This window comes from Salipiger thiooxidans, from assembly GCF_900102075.1.
Classification (GTDB): Bacteria; Pseudomonadota; Alphaproteobacteria; order Rhodobacterales; family Rhodobacteraceae; genus Salipiger; species Salipiger thiooxidans.
The window spans coordinates 92210-108881 of record NZ_FNAV01000015.1 but is presented as its reverse complement, the minus strand read 5'-3'; the positions used below and the strand labels follow the sequence as shown (position 1 = coordinate 108881).

General features: G+C 63.1%; 15 protein-coding genes. 13 read left to right on the top strand and 2 right to left on the bottom strand.

All coding sequences use genetic code 11. From position 1 onward, the window contains the following. The first annotated feature begins 64 nt into the window (after positions 1–64). The 9 genes from BLQ77_RS20930 (at position 65) to BLQ77_RS20890 (ending at position 9221) form a co-directional block, all read left to right on the top strand. The gene (locus tag BLQ77_RS20930) at positions 65–1108 is read left to right on the top strand and encodes a TRAP transporter substrate-binding protein (protein ID WP_089962674.1); all 1044 of its coding nucleotides are present in this window, start codon (positions 65–67) and stop codon (positions 1106–1108) included. Between the two features lie 12 nt (positions 1109–1120). After that, entirely contained in the window at positions 1121–1690 is a 570-nt protein-coding gene (locus BLQ77_RS20925; RefSeq protein ID WP_009504605.1) for a TRAP transporter small permease, read from the top strand. Between the two features lie 2 nt (positions 1691–1692). After that, positions 1693–2982: a TRAP transporter large permease gene (locus BLQ77_RS20920; protein ID WP_009504606.1), complete on the top strand. Its 1290-nt coding sequence runs from the start codon at positions 1693–1695 to the stop codon at positions 2980–2982. Between the two features lie 20 nt (positions 2983–3002). Further along, positions 3003–3752 carry an SDR family NAD(P)-dependent oxidoreductase gene (locus BLQ77_RS20915; protein ID WP_009504607.1) on the top strand — a complete coding sequence of 250 codons (750 nt, stop codon included), beginning with the start codon at positions 3003–3005 and terminating at the stop codon, positions 3750–3752. A gap of 43 nt (positions 3753–3795) precedes the next feature. Beyond that, positions 3796–4917 (top strand): acyl-CoA dehydrogenase family protein, encoded by a 1122-nt coding sequence (locus BLQ77_RS20910; protein ID WP_034452471.1) that lies wholly within the window; start codon positions 3796–3798, stop codon positions 4915–4917. 10 nt (positions 4918–4927) lie between these two features. Continuing rightward, entirely contained in the window at positions 4928–6451 is a 1524-nt protein-coding gene (locus BLQ77_RS20905; RefSeq protein ID WP_089962671.1) for a class I adenylate-forming enzyme family protein, read from the top strand. Next, positions 6448–6939, top strand: a complete 492-nt coding sequence (locus BLQ77_RS20900; RefSeq protein WP_009504610.1) for a MaoC family dehydratase — start codon at positions 6448–6450, stop codon at positions 6937–6939. The genes BLQ77_RS20905 and BLQ77_RS20900 overlap by 4 nt, the downstream gene beginning before the upstream one ends. A 345-nt stretch (positions 6940–7284) precedes the next feature. Beyond that, on the top strand, positions 7285–8097 hold the full coding sequence (locus BLQ77_RS20895) for a citryl-CoA lyase (RefSeq protein WP_009504611.1): 813 nt from the start codon (positions 7285–7287) through the stop codon (positions 8095–8097). 2 nt (positions 8098–8099) lie between these two features. Then, positions 8100–9221 (top strand): CaiB/BaiF CoA transferase family protein, encoded by a 1122-nt coding sequence (locus tag BLQ77_RS20890; RefSeq protein WP_165617171.1) that lies wholly within the window; start codon positions 8100–8102, stop codon positions 9219–9221. Between the two features lie 567 nt (positions 9222–9788). Here BLQ77_RS20890 and BLQ77_RS20885 read toward each other — a convergent pair. Next, positions 9789–10289, bottom strand: coding sequence for a MarR family winged helix-turn-helix transcriptional regulator (locus BLQ77_RS20885; protein WP_082135451.1), 501 nt, complete (start codon positions 10287–10289; stop codon positions 9789–9791). Between the two features lie 397 nt (positions 10290–10686). Between BLQ77_RS20885 and BLQ77_RS28255 the strand changes: the two genes are divergently transcribed. Both BLQ77_RS28255 and BLQ77_RS29095 read left to right on the top strand, forming a co-directional pair. Beyond that, on the top strand, positions 10687–10818 hold the full coding sequence (locus BLQ77_RS28255; protein ID WP_165617170.1) for a transposase: 132 nt from the start codon (positions 10687–10689) through the stop codon (positions 10816–10818). Positions 10819–11140: 322 nt separating this feature from the next. Next, positions 11141–11395 (top strand): hypothetical protein, encoded by a 255-nt coding sequence (locus tag BLQ77_RS29095; protein ID WP_053079201.1) that lies wholly within the window; start codon positions 11141–11143, stop codon positions 11393–11395. 381 nt (positions 11396–11776) lie between these two features. Here BLQ77_RS29095 and BLQ77_RS20875 read toward each other — a convergent pair whose 3' ends face one another. Continuing rightward, positions 11777–12253 carry an Lrp/AsnC family transcriptional regulator gene (locus BLQ77_RS20875; protein WP_009505793.1) on the bottom strand — a complete coding sequence of 159 codons (477 nt, stop codon included), beginning with the start codon at positions 12251–12253 and terminating at the stop codon, positions 11777–11779. Positions 12254–12387: 134 nt separating this feature from the next. On the opposite strand from BLQ77_RS20875, the gene mdeB reads away from it, so the two are divergent. Continuing rightward, entirely contained in the window at positions 12388–15057 is a 2670-nt protein-coding gene (mdeB, locus tag BLQ77_RS20870) for an alpha-ketoglutarate dehydrogenase (RefSeq protein ID WP_047998172.1), read from the top strand. Between the two features lie 14 nt (positions 15058–15071). Further along, complete coding sequence (locus tag BLQ77_RS20865) at positions 15072–16664, top strand: dihydrolipoyllysine-residue acetyltransferase (protein WP_047998171.1); 1593 nt, start codon at positions 15072–15074, stop codon at positions 16662–16664. Positions 16665–16672 lie beyond the last annotated feature (8 nt).

The following is a 16672-nucleotide window of genomic DNA, read 5'->3' as shown; positions in this document are numbered from 1 at the left end:
CGCCAAAACAAGGGAGAGGGCCTGGTTCGGGGAGCGTCGGCTGACGCAGGGAGGAAGACTTACGATGAGCATTTTGAACGGACTGGATCGGCTTGCCGCAGGCGCGGCGATGATGGTCGCGGGCGCGCTGACGCCGCAGATGGCCCTGGCCGAAACAACCCTCAAGGTGGCGGACACCTTTCCGCCGGGCCACTACATCGTCGAGACCGGCACCAACTACTGGATGGAGCGGGTGACCGAACTGACCGACGGCGAGGTCAAGTTTCAGTATTTTGGCGCCGGGCAGATGGGCTCGCTTCGCGACATGTTCTCGATGGTGCAATCGGGCGTGGTGGACGTTGGCTATGTTCCACCGGCCTATAACGGAGGCACCATGCCGCTGGCCGGTGTGCACACGCTGCCGGGCCTGTTCTCGCAAAGCAAGGTCGGCACACCGGCATTCTACGATACGGTGACCTCGGAGCCGATCCTGGGGAACGATTTCCTGAAGAACGGGATGCGTCCCCTCTGGGGCGTGATGACCTCTACCTACAATCTTTTTACCCGCGGCAAAGAGATTGACGGCCTGGAGGATATCAACGGGCTCAAGCTGAAGATCATCGCCGGCAACATGTCGGAATCGATCAAGGCCCTGGGCGGGGCTCCGGTGGATATTCCCAGCCCCGAAACCTATCAGGCGATCCGCACCGGCACGGTTGACGGCGCGATCTTTCCGACCACGAGCGTCTATTCCTACAAGCTCGAAGAGGTGATCGATACCGCTGTGCTTGGGCTGGATGTCTTTGTGTACTGGGCGCCTTATGTGATCCGCGAAGAGGTCTGGCAAGGGCTTGCGCCCGAGCATCAGCAGGCCATGCAGCAGGCGGCGCAAGAGGCGATGCAGCGCGTCGCCGAGGAAACCGACCGCTCGGCAGCCGAACTTGAAAACAAGATGCGCGAAGCCGGTATCAAAGTCATCGTGCTGGACGAAGCGCAGCGCGAACAGGTCAGGGCGACCACGGCGCCGGTCTTCGATGCCTGGGTTTCGGGACTGGAAGGGCGCGGCATGCCCGGCGGCGAGGTGGTGGAGGCTTTTCGCGCGAATATCGAAAAGTACCAGACGCAATAAAGGAGCTCGTCCGTGCATCCCCATGATCTTGATCCCGAAGGGGAAGCCGTGCCGCCGCCCAAGGCAGGACTGCACGGCCCCCTTGGCCGCGCGATGGACCGGGTCGACACCTGGGCGAACTGGCTGTCGCGTGCGGCAATGATGGTCATGCTGGTGCTGATCCTCGTCCAGGTCTTCACCCGCTATGTCCTGAACGACCCGATCGAGGGCGTCATAGGGATCACCGAACTTTATCTGATGCCCATCATCGTGTTCGGAAGCCTGAGCTATCTTGAGATGCACGATGGCCATGTGCGGGTGGGGATCCTGTTCGAGACGTTGCCAGACAGGCTGCGCGCCGGTCTAGACGTGGTCCTGCGCCTTGTGGCGGCCGCGTTCTTCGCACTGGTGTGCTACGGCGCCTCGCGCGAGGCGCTCAAGGCGTGGGATTTCGGGTATCGCACGTCGGGCGACATCGACGCGCCGCTCGTTACCGCCCTTGTGATCGCGCCGATCGGTTGCCTGCTGATTGTCCTGCGGCTTCTGGTGAACGCGGCCGGCGACGTGCAGCGGCTTCGCCACACCCCGGATCGGACAATCTGAATATGGAATATCTCGCACCCGTGTCCTTCCTGCTGGCGGGACTTCTTATCGTCGGAACGCCGATTGGCTTTGCAATGGGCATCGCCGGCACTGTCGGGCTTTATCTGATCGGCGGGCTCAACCTTGCGCTCGGGATCCTGTCGGTCGCCCCCTATCGCAACACAGCCTCCTGGTTGCTGACCGCCATCCCCCTGTTCATCCTGATGGCCGAGATCCTGTCGGCCAGCCGGATCTCGTCGGACATGTTCCGCGCCGCCAACAAATGGGTCGGGCATCTGCCGGGCGGGCTGGCGGTGGCCACCGTGTTCACCAGCGCCGGTTTCGGTGCGGTGTCGGGCTCGTCCACCGCCGCCACCGCGACAATGGCCCGCACCGTCGCGCCCGAGGCCAACAAATACGGCTATGACCGCGGTATGATCGTGGGCACGGTGGCGGCCGCCGGCACGTTGTCGATCATGATCCCGCCGTCGGTGGTGCTTATGGTCTATGGTATTATTACCGAAACCTCGATCGGCGGGCTCTTCATCGCCGGCATCGTGCCCGGACTTATCACCGCGCTGTCCTTTGCCGGCATCACCATGGGCTGGGCGGGCCTGAACCCCGATCTTGCGCCGCCGGTGCAAAGCCACAGCTGGCGAGAGCGCATCCTGTCGCTGCGCGAGCTTTGGCCGGTGATCGTATTGTTCGTGTTCGTCGTGGCCGGAATCTATTCCGGCGCCGTCACCGTCACCGAAGCCGCGGCGGCGGGCTGTTTCGGCGCGATCCTGATCGCCGCCGTGATGCTGCGGCGCATGGGCTGGCGCGACTTCATGGACGCGCTTGAACGCACCACCCGCCCCACGGCAATGATCTTTACCATCATCATCGGGGCCCATATCTTCGGCTATTTCGTGACCCTCACGATGGCGCCGCAAGCGCTGGTTTCCTATGTGCAGGGGCTGGAGGTCAGTCCGGGAATGGTGATCCTGATCCTGATCGTGATCTTTGTGCTGCTGGGCTGCGTCATGGATCAGCTGGCGATCCTGATCCTGACCATGCCGATCGTCTTTCCGATGGTGATGGAACTTGGCTACTCGCCGATCTGGTTTGGCATCCTCATTACCAAGACCGTCGAGATCGGGCTGATCACGCCGCCCATCGGCATGAACGTCTTTGTCGCCAGCTCGATCACCGGGGTGCCGCTCAAGCGGGTCTTTGTGGGTGTGCTGCCTTTCGTTCTGGCAGAGTTCGCGGTTCTGGCGTTGATCGCCTTCTTCCCGGAAATCGTGACCGCGTTCTCGGGCGAATATTAAGCAACGCAAAGGAGCCGAAAGTGGAATTGGGACTGAAGAACAAGGTGGCAATCGTCACCGGATCGGGGCGCGGAATCGGTGCAGTGACGGCGCGCGCGCTGGCCGAGGAAGGGGCAAAGGTGGTGATCACCGATATCGACGCGGAAACCACCGAAGCCACCCGCGCCGAGCTGGAGGCCGACGGTTACGCGGCGATCGGCGTCGTCTGCGACGTCACCGACGCGGCACAGGTCGATGCGCTTGTCGCCCGCACGGTCGAGGCATTCGGCGCCGTCCATATACTTGTGAACAACGCCGGCTTTCCGCGCGACAATTACATCACCAAGATGCCGGAGCAGGATTGGGATGCGGTGGTGGGGGTGATCCTGAAAGGGGCCTACAACTGCTCGCGCGCCGTGGTACCCCATTTCATGGAACAGCACTGGGGCCGCGTGGTCAACATTTCGTCGCGCGCCTATCTCGGCAATCCCGGGCAGACCAACTATGCGGCGGCCAAGGCCGGCATCATCGGTTTCACCCGTGCGCTTGGAATGGAGCAGGGGCGTTTCAACGTCACCGTCAACGCCATCGCGCCAGGCTTCATCGCAACCGACATGATCGAGGCGCTTCCGAACTACGACCGGATCAAATCCCGCGCGCTGGCAATGAACACCGTGCCGCGTCTTGGCACCGAGCGCGACATCGCCAACGGCGTGGTGTTCCTCGCCTCGGATGCGGCGGAATACATCTCGGGCGAAACGCTTCACATCACCGGGGGGCGGTATGGCTGAATACATCGCGCCACCCGCCGATGATCAGGAACAGGAGACTCGGATGCTGAGGGACAGCATCCGGGGTTTCATGGCGCGCGAGCTGACCGAGGCGCGCATCGCCGAATGCGAGGCGGCGGGCGAGCTGCCATGGGAAATGGTCGGCGCGCTGCGCCAGTTCGGCTATCTCGGCGGGCTGCTGCCCGAGGAGGCGGGCGGCTACGGTCTCAGCTACCGCACCTGGGCGATGATGATGGAGGAGGCGGGGTATCGCTGGCTGTCGCTTCGGGTGCTGCTCAACACCGTCAACATCGTCGCCGCGCTGCTGCACCATCTGGGTGACGCCCGGCAAAAGGAAAAATGGCTGAACCCCGTCATGGCCGGCGAAATGCCGGTCTGGGTAGGGATCACCGAACCCGACCACGGCTCCGACGTCGCCTCGGTGCAGACCCGTGCCGAGGACAAGGGCGACCACTGGCAGATCAACGGCGGCAAGCTGTGGACGACAAACGGCGTTCACGGCCGGGTCGGCATCCTGGTTGCGCGCACCTTCACCACCGGCTGCGATGGCGATCTGAGCCTGTTCATCGTGGACCCTGAGGAGACCGATTTCGAAGCCTCGCGGGTGGGCACGATGTTCATCAAGGCCACGGCGACATCGCAGCTGGCCTTTCGCGACGCAAGGGTGCCCAAGGAAAACCTGCTGGGTCCGGCGGGCAAGGGGCTGAAGGCGATCCTCACCGGGCTGAACTACGGTCGGCTCAACGTGGCGGCGGGCGCGGTGGGCGCGGCGCAGCGGTCGCTGGACCTGTCCACCGATTACGTCAAGACGCGCAAGCAGTTCGGCAACGTGATCGGACGCTATCAGCTGGTGCAGAAGCTGATCGTCGACATGACCATCCGCACCGAAGCGGCGCGCGCCCTGACTGACCGGGCTGCGCTGGCGCTTGATGCGGGGCTGCCCGGGCGCAAGGAATGCTCGATCGCCAAGCTTTATGCCAGCGAGGCGGCGCATGAGGTGGCCTCGATGGCGCTGCAGGCGCACGGCGGGCTGGGATATTCCACCGACTACCCGGTCGAGCGGTTGTTCCGCGACACGCGCGGCGGGCTGATCCCCGAGGGCACGTCGGAAATCCAGACATTGATCATAGGGCGCGAGGTTCTCGGGATCTCGGCCTTTACCTGAGGAGGCGGCCATGCCGATGACCTTTCTCCATGCCCTCAGGCTGAATGCACGGCGGTTTCCGACGAAACCGGCGGTGGTGTTCGAGGGGCACGGCCAGACCTATACGGAGCTCCTCGACCGGGTGGAACGGATGATGACGGTGCTGGCGCGACGCGGCACCGGGCCGGGCGACAAGGTCGCGGTGATCTCGGAGAACCATCCCGATTTCCTTGCCGCCTATGTGGCGGTGACCGGGTTGGGCGCGATCCCCGCGCCGATCAACTATCGCATCGCGCCCGAGGTCATGGCCGATGTGGTCGCCCGCTCGGACAGCAAGACGCTGCTGCTGGGCGACGCGGCGCTGGACCATGCCGATCTGTTCCGGACCGTGGTGAGCGACATCATCGCCCTGGGCGATGTGGCGGAGGGTGCGCAAGGGCTGCCACGGCTGTCGGACCTTCTGGCAGACACCCCGCCCGATCCGCCGCAAGGACAGGATGGCACCACGATCATGCTGCACACCTCGGGGACCACCGGCAAGCCCAAGGGTGCGCTGCGCAGCCTGTTCGGCATGGAGGAACGCGCCATCGAGCAACGCTTCCGCCCCGACGATCGGGCGCTTTCGGCGCTGCCGATCTGCCTGTCGGCTGGCTGCACCTACACGCTGCTGCCGCTTTACCTGGGCGCCAGCGTTTACCTGATGCGCCGGTTTGACGGGGTCGCCGCGCTGCGCCTGATCCAGGACGAACGGCTGACCGCCACCATGTTGCTGCCGGCCATGCTTCAACGGATGGTCGAGGTCGAGGGGTTCGCGAACGCCGACCTGTCGTCGCTGCGCACGCTGCAATCGGGCGGCGGCGAGATGTATCCCGACCTCAAGCGCGCGGCGCTGGACAAGTTCGGCGACGCGCTGATGATCTATGCCGCCTCCAGCGAAGCGGGGCCCTACGCCAACCTCACGGCGCGGGATCTGCGCCGCAACTTTACGGGCAATTGCGTCGGACGGCCGTTCTTCGGGGTCGAACTCAAGCTTTTGGACGACGATGGCACCGAGGTGCCGCAGGGCGAGGTCGGCGAGATCTGCACCCGCAGCGAGAGCCGCTATGACGGGTATTACAAGGACGAGACGCTGACCGCCGAAACCCGGCGCGGCGATTATCTGACCGTGGGCGATCTGGGCCGGATCGACGCCGAGGGGCTGCTCTGGTTCACTGGCCGCAAGCGCGACATCATCAAGAGCGGCGGCATCAACGTCTACGCCCCCGAGATCGAGGAGGCGCTGGCCGGTCACCCGGCGATTGCCGAGGCGCATTGCATCGGCCTGCCCGATCCGCGCTGGACCGAGGCGATCTGCGCGGTGATCGTGCCCGCGCCGGGCGCCGGGCTGACAGCGGCCGATGTGATCGCCCATGCCGAGGCCCGGCTGGACCGCTACAAGCGCCCGCGCCGCGTGGTGTTCATGACAGCGGTGCCGCGCAACCTGACCGGCCGCGTTCTCAAGGCCGATCTCAAGGAGGCGGTGCTGGCGCTGCCCCAGGAGGAGGAAAGCCGATGACCCGCCCCGACCTTTCAGCCCTGACGGGCCAGCAGCTCTACTGGGAGGATCTCAGCGAGGGAGACGCGTTCGACAGCCCCACCCGTACCATAACCGAGGCCGATGTGACGGGATTTGCCTGCCTTTCCGGCGATTTCAACCGGCTGCATGTCGATGCCGAGTACGCCGCCGGATCGGCCTACGGCCAGCGCATCGCGCACGGGCTTCTGGTGGTGTCGGTGATGTCCGGGCTGACCACGCGGATGTTGATGAACAATTTTCTCGAACCTTCGCTTCTGGGGCTTCTGGACATGCAGTGCAGATTCCCGAAACCCACCTTCATCGGCGACACGATCGGCGTGCGCGTCACCGTGACCGAGAAACGCGAGACGTCGAAACCCGAACGCGGCATCCTGTCGTTCCGGCGCGAGGTCATCAACCAGCGCGGCGAAACCGTGGTGGAAGGGATCTGGAAACTGCTCGTGCGGCGGGCACCGCAAGGTGCCTGAACGAATGGGAGCGGGCGGTTTCCCCAGTCCTGCGCGGGTTCCTGCACGGCGGATCGTGGCGATTCCCGGCCTCGGCGACCGGCCCTGCGGTGCGGGCTGCAAAATCGCGCCGCGCATTGCGACTGCGACAGAGACGTCTTCCCGTTCAATCCCGGGCCCGAGGAGGTTTCGGGTCCGAGCGTCGATTTGCCCCGTCGATGCGGCCATGCCGAGGCGTCCCACCGATGCGTTGGCCACCATCGCGGCGATGGACCTCACTCCGGCGCGCGCCGGTCCGGCGGGCACCATGGGGCTGGGCGCAATGATTCCGCGTGCGGCCACCGAAACACAAGGAAGGGCAAGGCAATGACGGTCAAGACGAAGATAGGCTTCACCACCCGCGACCGTATCTTCGTGCGCGGGCGCGACCTGGCGGATGACGTCCTCGGCAAGATGGATTTCATCGACATGATCTATTTCACCGCCACCGGAACGGAACCCGACGCCCGCACCCGCGCGATGACCAACGCGATCATCGTCACCGCCACCGACCACGGCCTTACCCCCAGCGCAATTGCCGCGCGGATGACCATTCTCGGCGCGCCGGAATCGCTTCAGGGCGCTGTGGCCGCCGGCTTGCTGGGGGCGGGAAACCATTTTCTCGGCACAATGCAGAACGCCGCCGCCTTTACCCGCGACGAGATCGGCGGGCTGACCGACAACGACGACGAGGCCGCCTATGCCGCCCACGCGCGCGAGGTGGTGCGCACCTTTCGCGCGGCGCGGCGCGTCCTGCCGGGCATCGGCCATCCGATCCATGTGGCGGGTGACCCCCGCACGCCGGTCCTGCGGCGCATCGCGGGCGAGAACGGGTTCGACGGGCGGCACTGGCGGTTCATGGCGGCCGTCGAGTCCGCCGCGCGTGAGGAATATGGTCGCCTGCTGCCGATCAACGCCGCCGGCGCGGTCGGGGCCACCGTGTCGGACATGGGGCTTTCCCCCATCTGGGCGCGGGCCTTCGCGCTGATCGGACGCTCGGCCGGGCTTCTGGCGCATCTTATGGAAGAACTCGACAACCCGCAGGGTCAGAAGATCTGGGACATGATCCTGGAGCAGGACGATTCGGCGGAATGCGCTGGCATCGCCGACCCGGCCCGCGGAGACAGAAAGGAACAATGAAAATGACCGGCACTGCACCGCTTTCAGGGCTTCGTGTCCTGGATCTGACCGAGCTTCTGCCCGGTCCCTATGCCACGCAACAACTGGCCGAGATGGGGGCCGAGGTCATCAAGGTCGAGCGCCCCGCGGGCGACGCCGCGCGCGTCATGTTCCCCGGTCTCTTCGCGGCGGTGAACCGCGGCAAGAAAAGCATCGTGCTGAACCTGAAGGACGACGCGGACCGCGCGGCTTTCCTGCGGCTGGCCAAGCGGGCGGACGTGGTGATCGAGGGCTATCGCCCGGGTGTGACCGCGCGGCTCGGGATCGACTACCAGACGCTTTCAACGCTCAATCCCGGCCTCGTCTACTGCTCGGTCAGCGGATATGGTCAGACCGGGCCAGCGCGGGACTGGCCGGGGCATGATCTGAACTACGCGGCGATGGCGGGCGCGGTGGCGATCTCGGGCGCGCCCGACGGACCGCCAGAATACACGACGGGCGTGCCGATCGGAGATCTGTCGGCAGCGATGTATGCCATCATCACCATCCTGGCCGCGCTGCGCGGACGCGACGCCACCGGGCGGGGCCAGTACCTCGACGTGGCGATCACCGACGCGCTGGCCAGTTGGATCGCCCCGCGCTACGGCGTATGGGATGCCGGACGCCAGGCCGGGCGCGAAATCACCAAGGCCGACATTCTGCGCCGGGCCGCCTATGGCATCTTCGGGACGGCCGACGGCAAATACATCACCATCGGCGCGATCGAAACGCATTTCTTCCGCCGCCTCATCCGCGCAACCGGGATGACGGGGTTCGACGATCCGGCGCTTGACGACTTCGCCGCACGCACAGATCGCACGGATGACATCCGCGCCGCCCTGACCCCGCTGATCGCCGCGCGTCCCTATGCGCATTGGGCACGGGTTTTCGAGGCCGAGGACGTCCCCTTTGCCCCGGTCAACCGACTGGAGGATCTGGCCCAAGACCCGCATCTCAAGGCGCGCGGAATGGTACGCGCCGCCGGTGCGGCGCAGGTGATGGCCTTTCCGGTGCCGATGGCGGGGATAAGCGAGCCGGCCGGCCAAGTCCCGGCGGTGGGCGAGCATCAAACCGAAATACTGGGCCAAGCCGAAGAAGCCGACTGAGCGCCTCTGCAATTCGACCGGAACGACTGACAGGAACCGTGCGGCGGAGGTCCTGACACCGAGATGGCACCCCGGTCGAGCGGCGCAGGGTTGTCCGCCGTCGAAATGATGCAAGAACCGGGTACGTCGGCCTTCGGGGTTGCCTGCTGCCCCAGGCGCGGCGGGCGGACCGCCTCGGCTGGCGCACTCGCAAATTCATGTCGGATCGCCGCTGCGCAGCCCCGTCAGCCCGAGAACCCGGCCCTGATGATCCGCCCGTTGCGCGAATGCCCATAGCAGCAGAAAAAATGGCGGATCGGTTCGCAGTTTGCGCGGACTCCGCCGCCGGTCTGCGTTGCAAGCGAAATGCGCGCACAGGTCGGATCACATTCCCAAATGGGAACGGCACACGCGATTGTCGCGGCGTTCAGGGGTAACGCGGGATCATGACATCTCGAAGCGGCGGGAGTGCCCGGTTGCCGGTGGCAATCATGGGGCATGAGACCGAAAAGGCGAAAGTGGACGGTTTTTAGTCCGTCCGGAGTCAGGTCATCCCGCCATTCCCAAGGGCGAGACTGTCACTGCCGTTCACAGAGGGCCAACGCTCAGGTTGTCAGAAAGGGCGGCACGGCTTCTGTGATCGTTAACTTCGATGAATTTTCCGAGCAATCGAACAAATTCCTTGGCCTCTTCCGGTTCGAATGCTGCCATAATATCATCATGCAGAATCTTTATGCGCGGATAGAACGCATGAACCAGTTTATCGCCTTTGGTGGTGGTATACACCCGCCGCTCGCGTTTGTCGTGCGCACTGCGCACAACGCGGATCAGGCCAGAGCCTTCAAGATTGCGTATAGTGCGACCCGTTGAAGCTTTGTCCACGCCCGTCATAAAGGAGACCTCGGCCATCGAGAGGCCGGGACGCAAGCGAATTGTCGCGATGAGAATCCAGCGCACCGGAGAAAGGTCGACGTCCTTTCCGACTGCCTCAAACATTGAAAGGAATATCTGATAGCTACGACGGATCAAGTGCCCGGGGTGGCTTCGCAAAGTGTGTATATCAATTTCGCTGTGTGTTGCTTCGTTCATGCTAACGGTGCCATATAAGATTCCAAGGTGACGTTATTGAATCACAAGCGTCCTGAAGTCGCGGTCAATTCTGCAATACACATGTTCGGCGACTTCAGAAAACGTGACTTGATGGGAAGAATAGCGCAACGATCTGGGTGTTACTACAGGTCACCTCGAAAAATTACCTTGTTCTTGACGCTGCGACATCAATAAAGCGGTAAACCGGTACAGCGCATGAAGCGATGGCGCAGATGGGGTTCTTCGATCTTTGAAAACGCTGCGCGACTCTCGATGCCACGACAGATCCGCTGATCGACGCGCTCGTGCGGTCAGAGGAGTTTCGCCTGGCGCTTGAGCAGGGCCACCGCAAACCGGGTGCGGAAAGCGAGTCGCGCGTCGATGGATGCGGTTGCTGATGTTCAAGACGCTCGTGCTGAACACGGTCTACACCCTGTCCGGCAACCAGATCAAGTATCAACTGCGCGAGCGGCTGTTGTTCATACGCTTCTTTGGCCTCGATCTCGTGGGCCGGTGCCGAATGATATAGCGGTAATAATTTACCGCTATACGCTTTCGCACGCGGGCAGGACAGATCCTCGGCGCGGCCGTCGTACAACCTCAACATGCGAGACGAGAACGGCAGGGAACCCGAGGGCCGGGCGGACGGACCCTGACGATCGCCGGAAGAAGAAGCACGGCAAGCGCCACTACGGCGAGAAGAACCACGTCAGTGTGAAGCGAAAGCACAGGCAGCTGCGAGGCTACATGGACCTGTCGCAGTTTCGTGCCGCCCCAAGTGCTCGTTTAAGCGTATCCCTCCGGCGGGGGCCGTCTGACGGGGCGTTGGAGGCGATGATAAGTCCGACGTTATGGTCGACCTTACGTTCACACCCCGGATCGAGATCCTGTCCACCGAGGATGCGCCGCGTCGTCGGCACTGGAGCGATGCCGACAAGATCAGGGTGGTCGAGAAAGCCGTGGGGGACATCGGCAGGTCTCAGCGACAGCGCGGCGGCATCGGGAGAACCAGCCTGCAACAGAGTGCCTGTGAGCACGCGGTGTTGATCTGGACCCGACCTTCGCACACCATACGGGCCCGCGGCATGTTGATGGCCGCATCATGAGACCGGTCTTATGTCAGCATCCGACAACGCGCCAAAATCAGATCTGAAGATACCTCTTGCGCTTGGGGCGGTTACATATGTTGCAAAACTGGCGCCAAAGGCGTGACTTCGCCTTTGCCCACCGACGCCATCCCACGCGGACGCTTTCGGGAATTTCACCGGCACTGACGCGGTTCATGAGGGCGGTTCGGCACAGCCGACATCGTTCGCGTGGCCTGAACAGCGAACGCCACCCGCACCGTTGCGCGGCCGCCAAATTGGCAGGAATGTAAGTCTCCTATGGCTTCATTGTCCGTCCTCAAGTCAGGTCGAACTTTAATCAACGGGGGAGGAACAATCCCGTGGCAGATCAGATACGGTCGCGCGGGAGGAGACTTCGGGCTAGAGATCGTCCACCGGCAGGGCGGTTCTATATTTCACCTGTTTGAGCGCAAAGCTTGAACGAATGTTGGCCACACCCGGAATATTTGACAATTTCTGCAGGATGAAGCGCTGGAGTTCAGCGATATCGCGGACAACCAGGCGGATCAGATAATCGCTGTCTCCGGTCATCAGAAAGCACTCCATAACTTCCGGGTAAGCCTCCATCCGGTTTTCGAACGTTTCCAACGCCTGCTCGATCTGACGCTCCAGGGTGATCTGGATAAAGACGTTGACGCCCAATCCGATGGCTTCGGGGTTTACCAACGCAACATAGCCGGAAATCACGCCAGACTGCTCCAGCGCGCGCACTCTTGAAAGACAGGGGGACGGAGACAGCCCGATCCGGTTTGAAAGCTCGATGTTGGTTAGTTTGCCTTCATTCTGCAGCTGCTTCAGGATTCTTCGGTCTGTCGCGTCAAGATCACTCACCGGCATAATTCTCTCCAATTCATGCATGTTGAGGCAGTTCATGCCGCAGACTGGGGAGCTACGCCATCATTTTAGCGCCACCTGCCGGTCAAGTTGCGCTATGCAGAGCAACCAGTAACGTGAAGCCGAGGACAGCCCCGATGAGCATCCAAGTACCGACCCAAGATATTGACGCAGTCGAGACACAGGAATGGATCGATGCGCTTACGGCTGTCACCGCGGCCAACGGCAGTGAGCGCGCGCAATACCTGCTGCGCCGACTTGAAGACGTGGCGCGCCGCAACGGCGTCTTCACCGGGGGGCAGCCGTTCTCGTCCTATCGCAACACCATTCCGGTGGCCCAGCAAGGGCATTATCCGGGCGACCTTGACGTCGAAGAGCGGCTCACCTCGATCATTCGCTGGAATGCGCTTGCGATGGTGGTGCGCGCCAACAAGGCCTATGGCGAACTGGGTGGCCATATCGCCAGTTATGCCTCGGCGGCCGAGATTTTCGAGACCGGGTTCAACCACTTCTTCCGCGCTCAATCAGACGATTTCGGGGGTGATCTGGTCTATTTTCAGCCCCACTCGGCGCCAGGCGTATACGCCCGCGCCTTTCTGGAAGGCCGCCTGAGCGAGGAAAGGCTGGCGAATTACCGCCAGGAAGTGGGTGGAAACGGGCTGTGTTCCTATCCGCATCCGTGGCTGATGCCGGATTTCTGGCAGTTCCCGACAGGTTCCATGGGCATCGGCCCGATGAGCGCGATCTATCAGGCGCGCTATATGCGTTACCTCGAAGGGCGCGGATTGGCCAACACCGCCGGGCGGCACGTCTGGGGCGTGTTCGGCGACGGCGAGATGGACGAGCCGGAATCCATTGGCGCGCTGACGCTGGCGGCGCGCGAGAACCTCGATAACCTCACCTTCATCGTGAACTGCAACCTGCAGCGCCTGGACGGGCCGGTACGCGGCAACGGCCAGATTATTCAGGAGCTTGAGAGCCTGTTCATCGGCGCCGGCTGGAACGTTATCAAGGTGCTTTGGGGCTCGGAATGGGACAATCTCTTTGCCCGCGACAAAGACCTCGTGTTGCTGCGCCGTTTTGCCGAAACCGTGGATGGCGAATATCAGGATCTGGGCTCCAAGGACGGCGACTACAACCGTGCCAAGTTTTTTGATCGCGACCCCGCCACCCGCGATCTCGTCATGCATATGACCGATGGTGAAATCAACGCGCTGAAACGCGGCGGCCACGATTTTCGCAAGCTGTATGCTGCCTTCGCAGCCGCCAAGGCACACAAAGGCCGCCCGACTGTGATCCTTGCCAAGACCAAGAAAGGATTTGGCATGGGGGACGCGGGCGAAAGCCGGATGACAGCTCACCAGTCGAAAAAACTGGACATGGAGGCGTTGGTCGCCTTCCGGGACCGGTTCGGCCTGCCGCTGACGGAGAAGGATCTGGAAGAACTCAAGTTCTACAAGCCCGCCGCCGACAGCCCCGAGATGAAATATCTGCACGCGCAGCGCGAAACCCTTGGCGGCTACATGCCAAGACGGCGCGCCAAAACCCCGGAACCCAAGCGTCTGATCGTGCCCGACCGCAGCAAATACGCCAGATTCGCGACCGAGGCAGACGGCAAGGTGATGTCCACCACAATGGCCGCGGTGCGGATGTTGGGCGGGCTGCTGAAAGACAAGACATTCGGCCCACGCATCGTGCCCATCGTGGCCGACGAGGCCCGCACATTCGGCATGGACAACCTGTTCCGCCAGATCGGCATCTATGCGCCGCAGGGGCAGCTTTACGAACCCGAGGATGCGGGGTCGATGATGTTCTACAAAGAAGCCAAGAACGGCCAGTTGCTGGAAGAGGGTATAACCGAGGCCGGGGCGATTTCGTCATGGTCGGCCGCTGCGACCTCTTATTCCGTTCACGATACACCGACGTTGCCGTTCTACATCTACTATTCGATGTTCGGGTTTCAGCGGGTGGGCGACCTGATCTGGGCCGCGGCCGATCAGCGGGCGCGGGGCTTTCTGCTTGGCGCCACCGCAGGGCGCACCACCCTGTCGGGCGAAGGGCTTCAGCATCAGGATGGCACCAGCCACGTCATCGCCGCGACCGTTCCGAACTGCCGCGCCTATGATCCGGCCTATGCCTATGAACTGGCGGTGATCATGGACGACGGCATGAAGCGGATGATGGAAGATCAGGCCGACGAGTTCTATTACCTGACGGTGATGAATGAAAACTATGCCCAGCCCAGCATGCCTGACGGTGCCGAACAAGGCATCCTGAAGGGGCTCTATCAGATTGGATCGCGCGGCGAGGGCGGCGCCAAAGCGCGCCTGATCGGCTCGGGCACGATTCTGACCGAGGTGATCGCCGCCGCCGATATGCTGGCGACGGATTATGGGATCGCCACCGATCTTTTCAGCGCCACCAGTTTTTCCGAACTGGCGCGCGACGCGCGCGCGGTGGAGCGGGAAAACCGTCTGGGCGGCACCACGACCCCGACTGAAGCCTATGTGTCCCAGACACTGGCCGGTTCTGCCCCCATCGTGGCGGCCACGGATTATGTCCGCGCCGTACCGCAGATGATTGCGCCCTACGTCGATGCAAGGTTCATCGCGCTCGGCACCGATGGCTTCGGCCGTTCGGCCAACCGGGCCGACCTGCGCGCCTTCTTCGAGGTGGACCGCAAGAACATCGCGCTGGCGGTAATCGAGGCTCTGGTGCGCGCAGGCGACGAAGAACCGGCCACGCTGGCGAAGGCTCTGGACGCATTCAGCCTGGATGCTTCGGCACCGGCGCCCTGGACCGTATGAGAGGGGGAGGCGACATGACCAACACCATTGACGTGAAAGTGCCTGATATTGGCGATTTTTCCAATGTGCTCGTGATCGAGATCAACGTCTCTGTAGGCGATATCGTCGCAAAGGACGACCCGATCTTGATGCTGGAAAGCGACAAGGCAACCCTGGATATTCCCGCACCGACCGGCGGTAAGATCGCCGCCATCCATGTGGTCGAGGGTGACAAGCTCAGCGAGGGCAGCCTCGTGATGACACTGGAGGCCGCGGGCGAAGTCCCCGAAGCTGACACCACCCGGCCTGATGTGCGCGAGGCCGCCGATGCGGTTCCAGAGCTGAGCGCCTCTGCCGCCGCACCCGCCGAAGGTGCGGGCCTTACTGGAAAAATCGAGCTTCTCGTGCCCGATATCGGTGATTTCACCGATGTGCCGGTGATCGAGATCGTGATCGCGGTAGGCGACATTATTGACGTTGACGACACGGTGGTGATTCTTGAATCGGACAAGGCCACGCTCGATGTGCCCTCGGCCGTCGCGGGCCGGGTTGTCGAGTTGCTCGTCGCCGAAGGCGACAAGGTGAGTCGCGGTAGCCTGCTGGCGGTGGTCGCACCCGAAAGCGCGGCCCCGGCGCCCACGCCGACAGCTGTTCCGGCGGCTGCGGCTGCGGCGACCGTGGCCAGGCCGACCCCGACACCCAGCGCACCGGCTCAGCCGGCCAGGCTGGCGCATGCCTCGCCCGCCATCCGCAAATTCGCCCGCGAGCTTGGCGTTGATATCAACGCTGTTTCCGGCACCGGCCCCAAAGGCCGCATCACCCGCGAGGACGTGCAGGATTTCGTCAAGACGGCGCTGGCCGCGCCCTCTGCCCCTGCGGCGAGCGGCGCCGACAGGGGGCTTGACCTGCTGCCCTGGCCCAAGGTCGATTTCGCCAAATTCGGCGAGATCGAGCGCGTGCCTCTGTCGCGGATCGCCAGAATCTCGGGGCCAAGCCTGGCGCGCAACGCCACGATCATTCCCCATGTCACCAATTTCGAAGACGCCGATGTCACCGATCTCGAAGCATTCCGCAAGATGGTGAACAGCGAGGCGAAGGATGGCACGAAACTCTCGATTCTTCCTTTCGTGGTGAAGGCGGCTGTCGCTGCCCTCAAGCAGTTCCCTAAGTTCAACGCATCGCTCGATGGCGATGGCCTGATCCTGAAGAAATACTATAACATCGGTGTCGCGGCGGACACGCCCGAAGGGCTTGTCGTGCCGGTGATCAAGGATGCCGACAAGAAGGGCATCTACGACATCGCAGCCGAAATGACCAAACTTGCGGGCGCTGCGCGTGCGGGCAAACTCAAGGTCGGTGACATGCAGGGGGCGACCTTTACCATCTCGTCGCTCGGCGGGATCGGCGGCACCAACTTCACGCCGATCATCAACGCGCCGGAGGTTGCGATCTTTGGCATGACCCGGTCCGCGATTCGGCCGGTCTGGGATGGCGCGGCGTTCCAGCCCCGTCTGGTTCAGCCGATGAGCCTAAGCTGGGATCACCGCGTGGTCGACGGTGTGGCGGCGGCGCATTTCCTGGTGACGATGAAAACAATCCTGTCGGATTTCCGGCGCATCAGCCTGTAAGGGGAAAC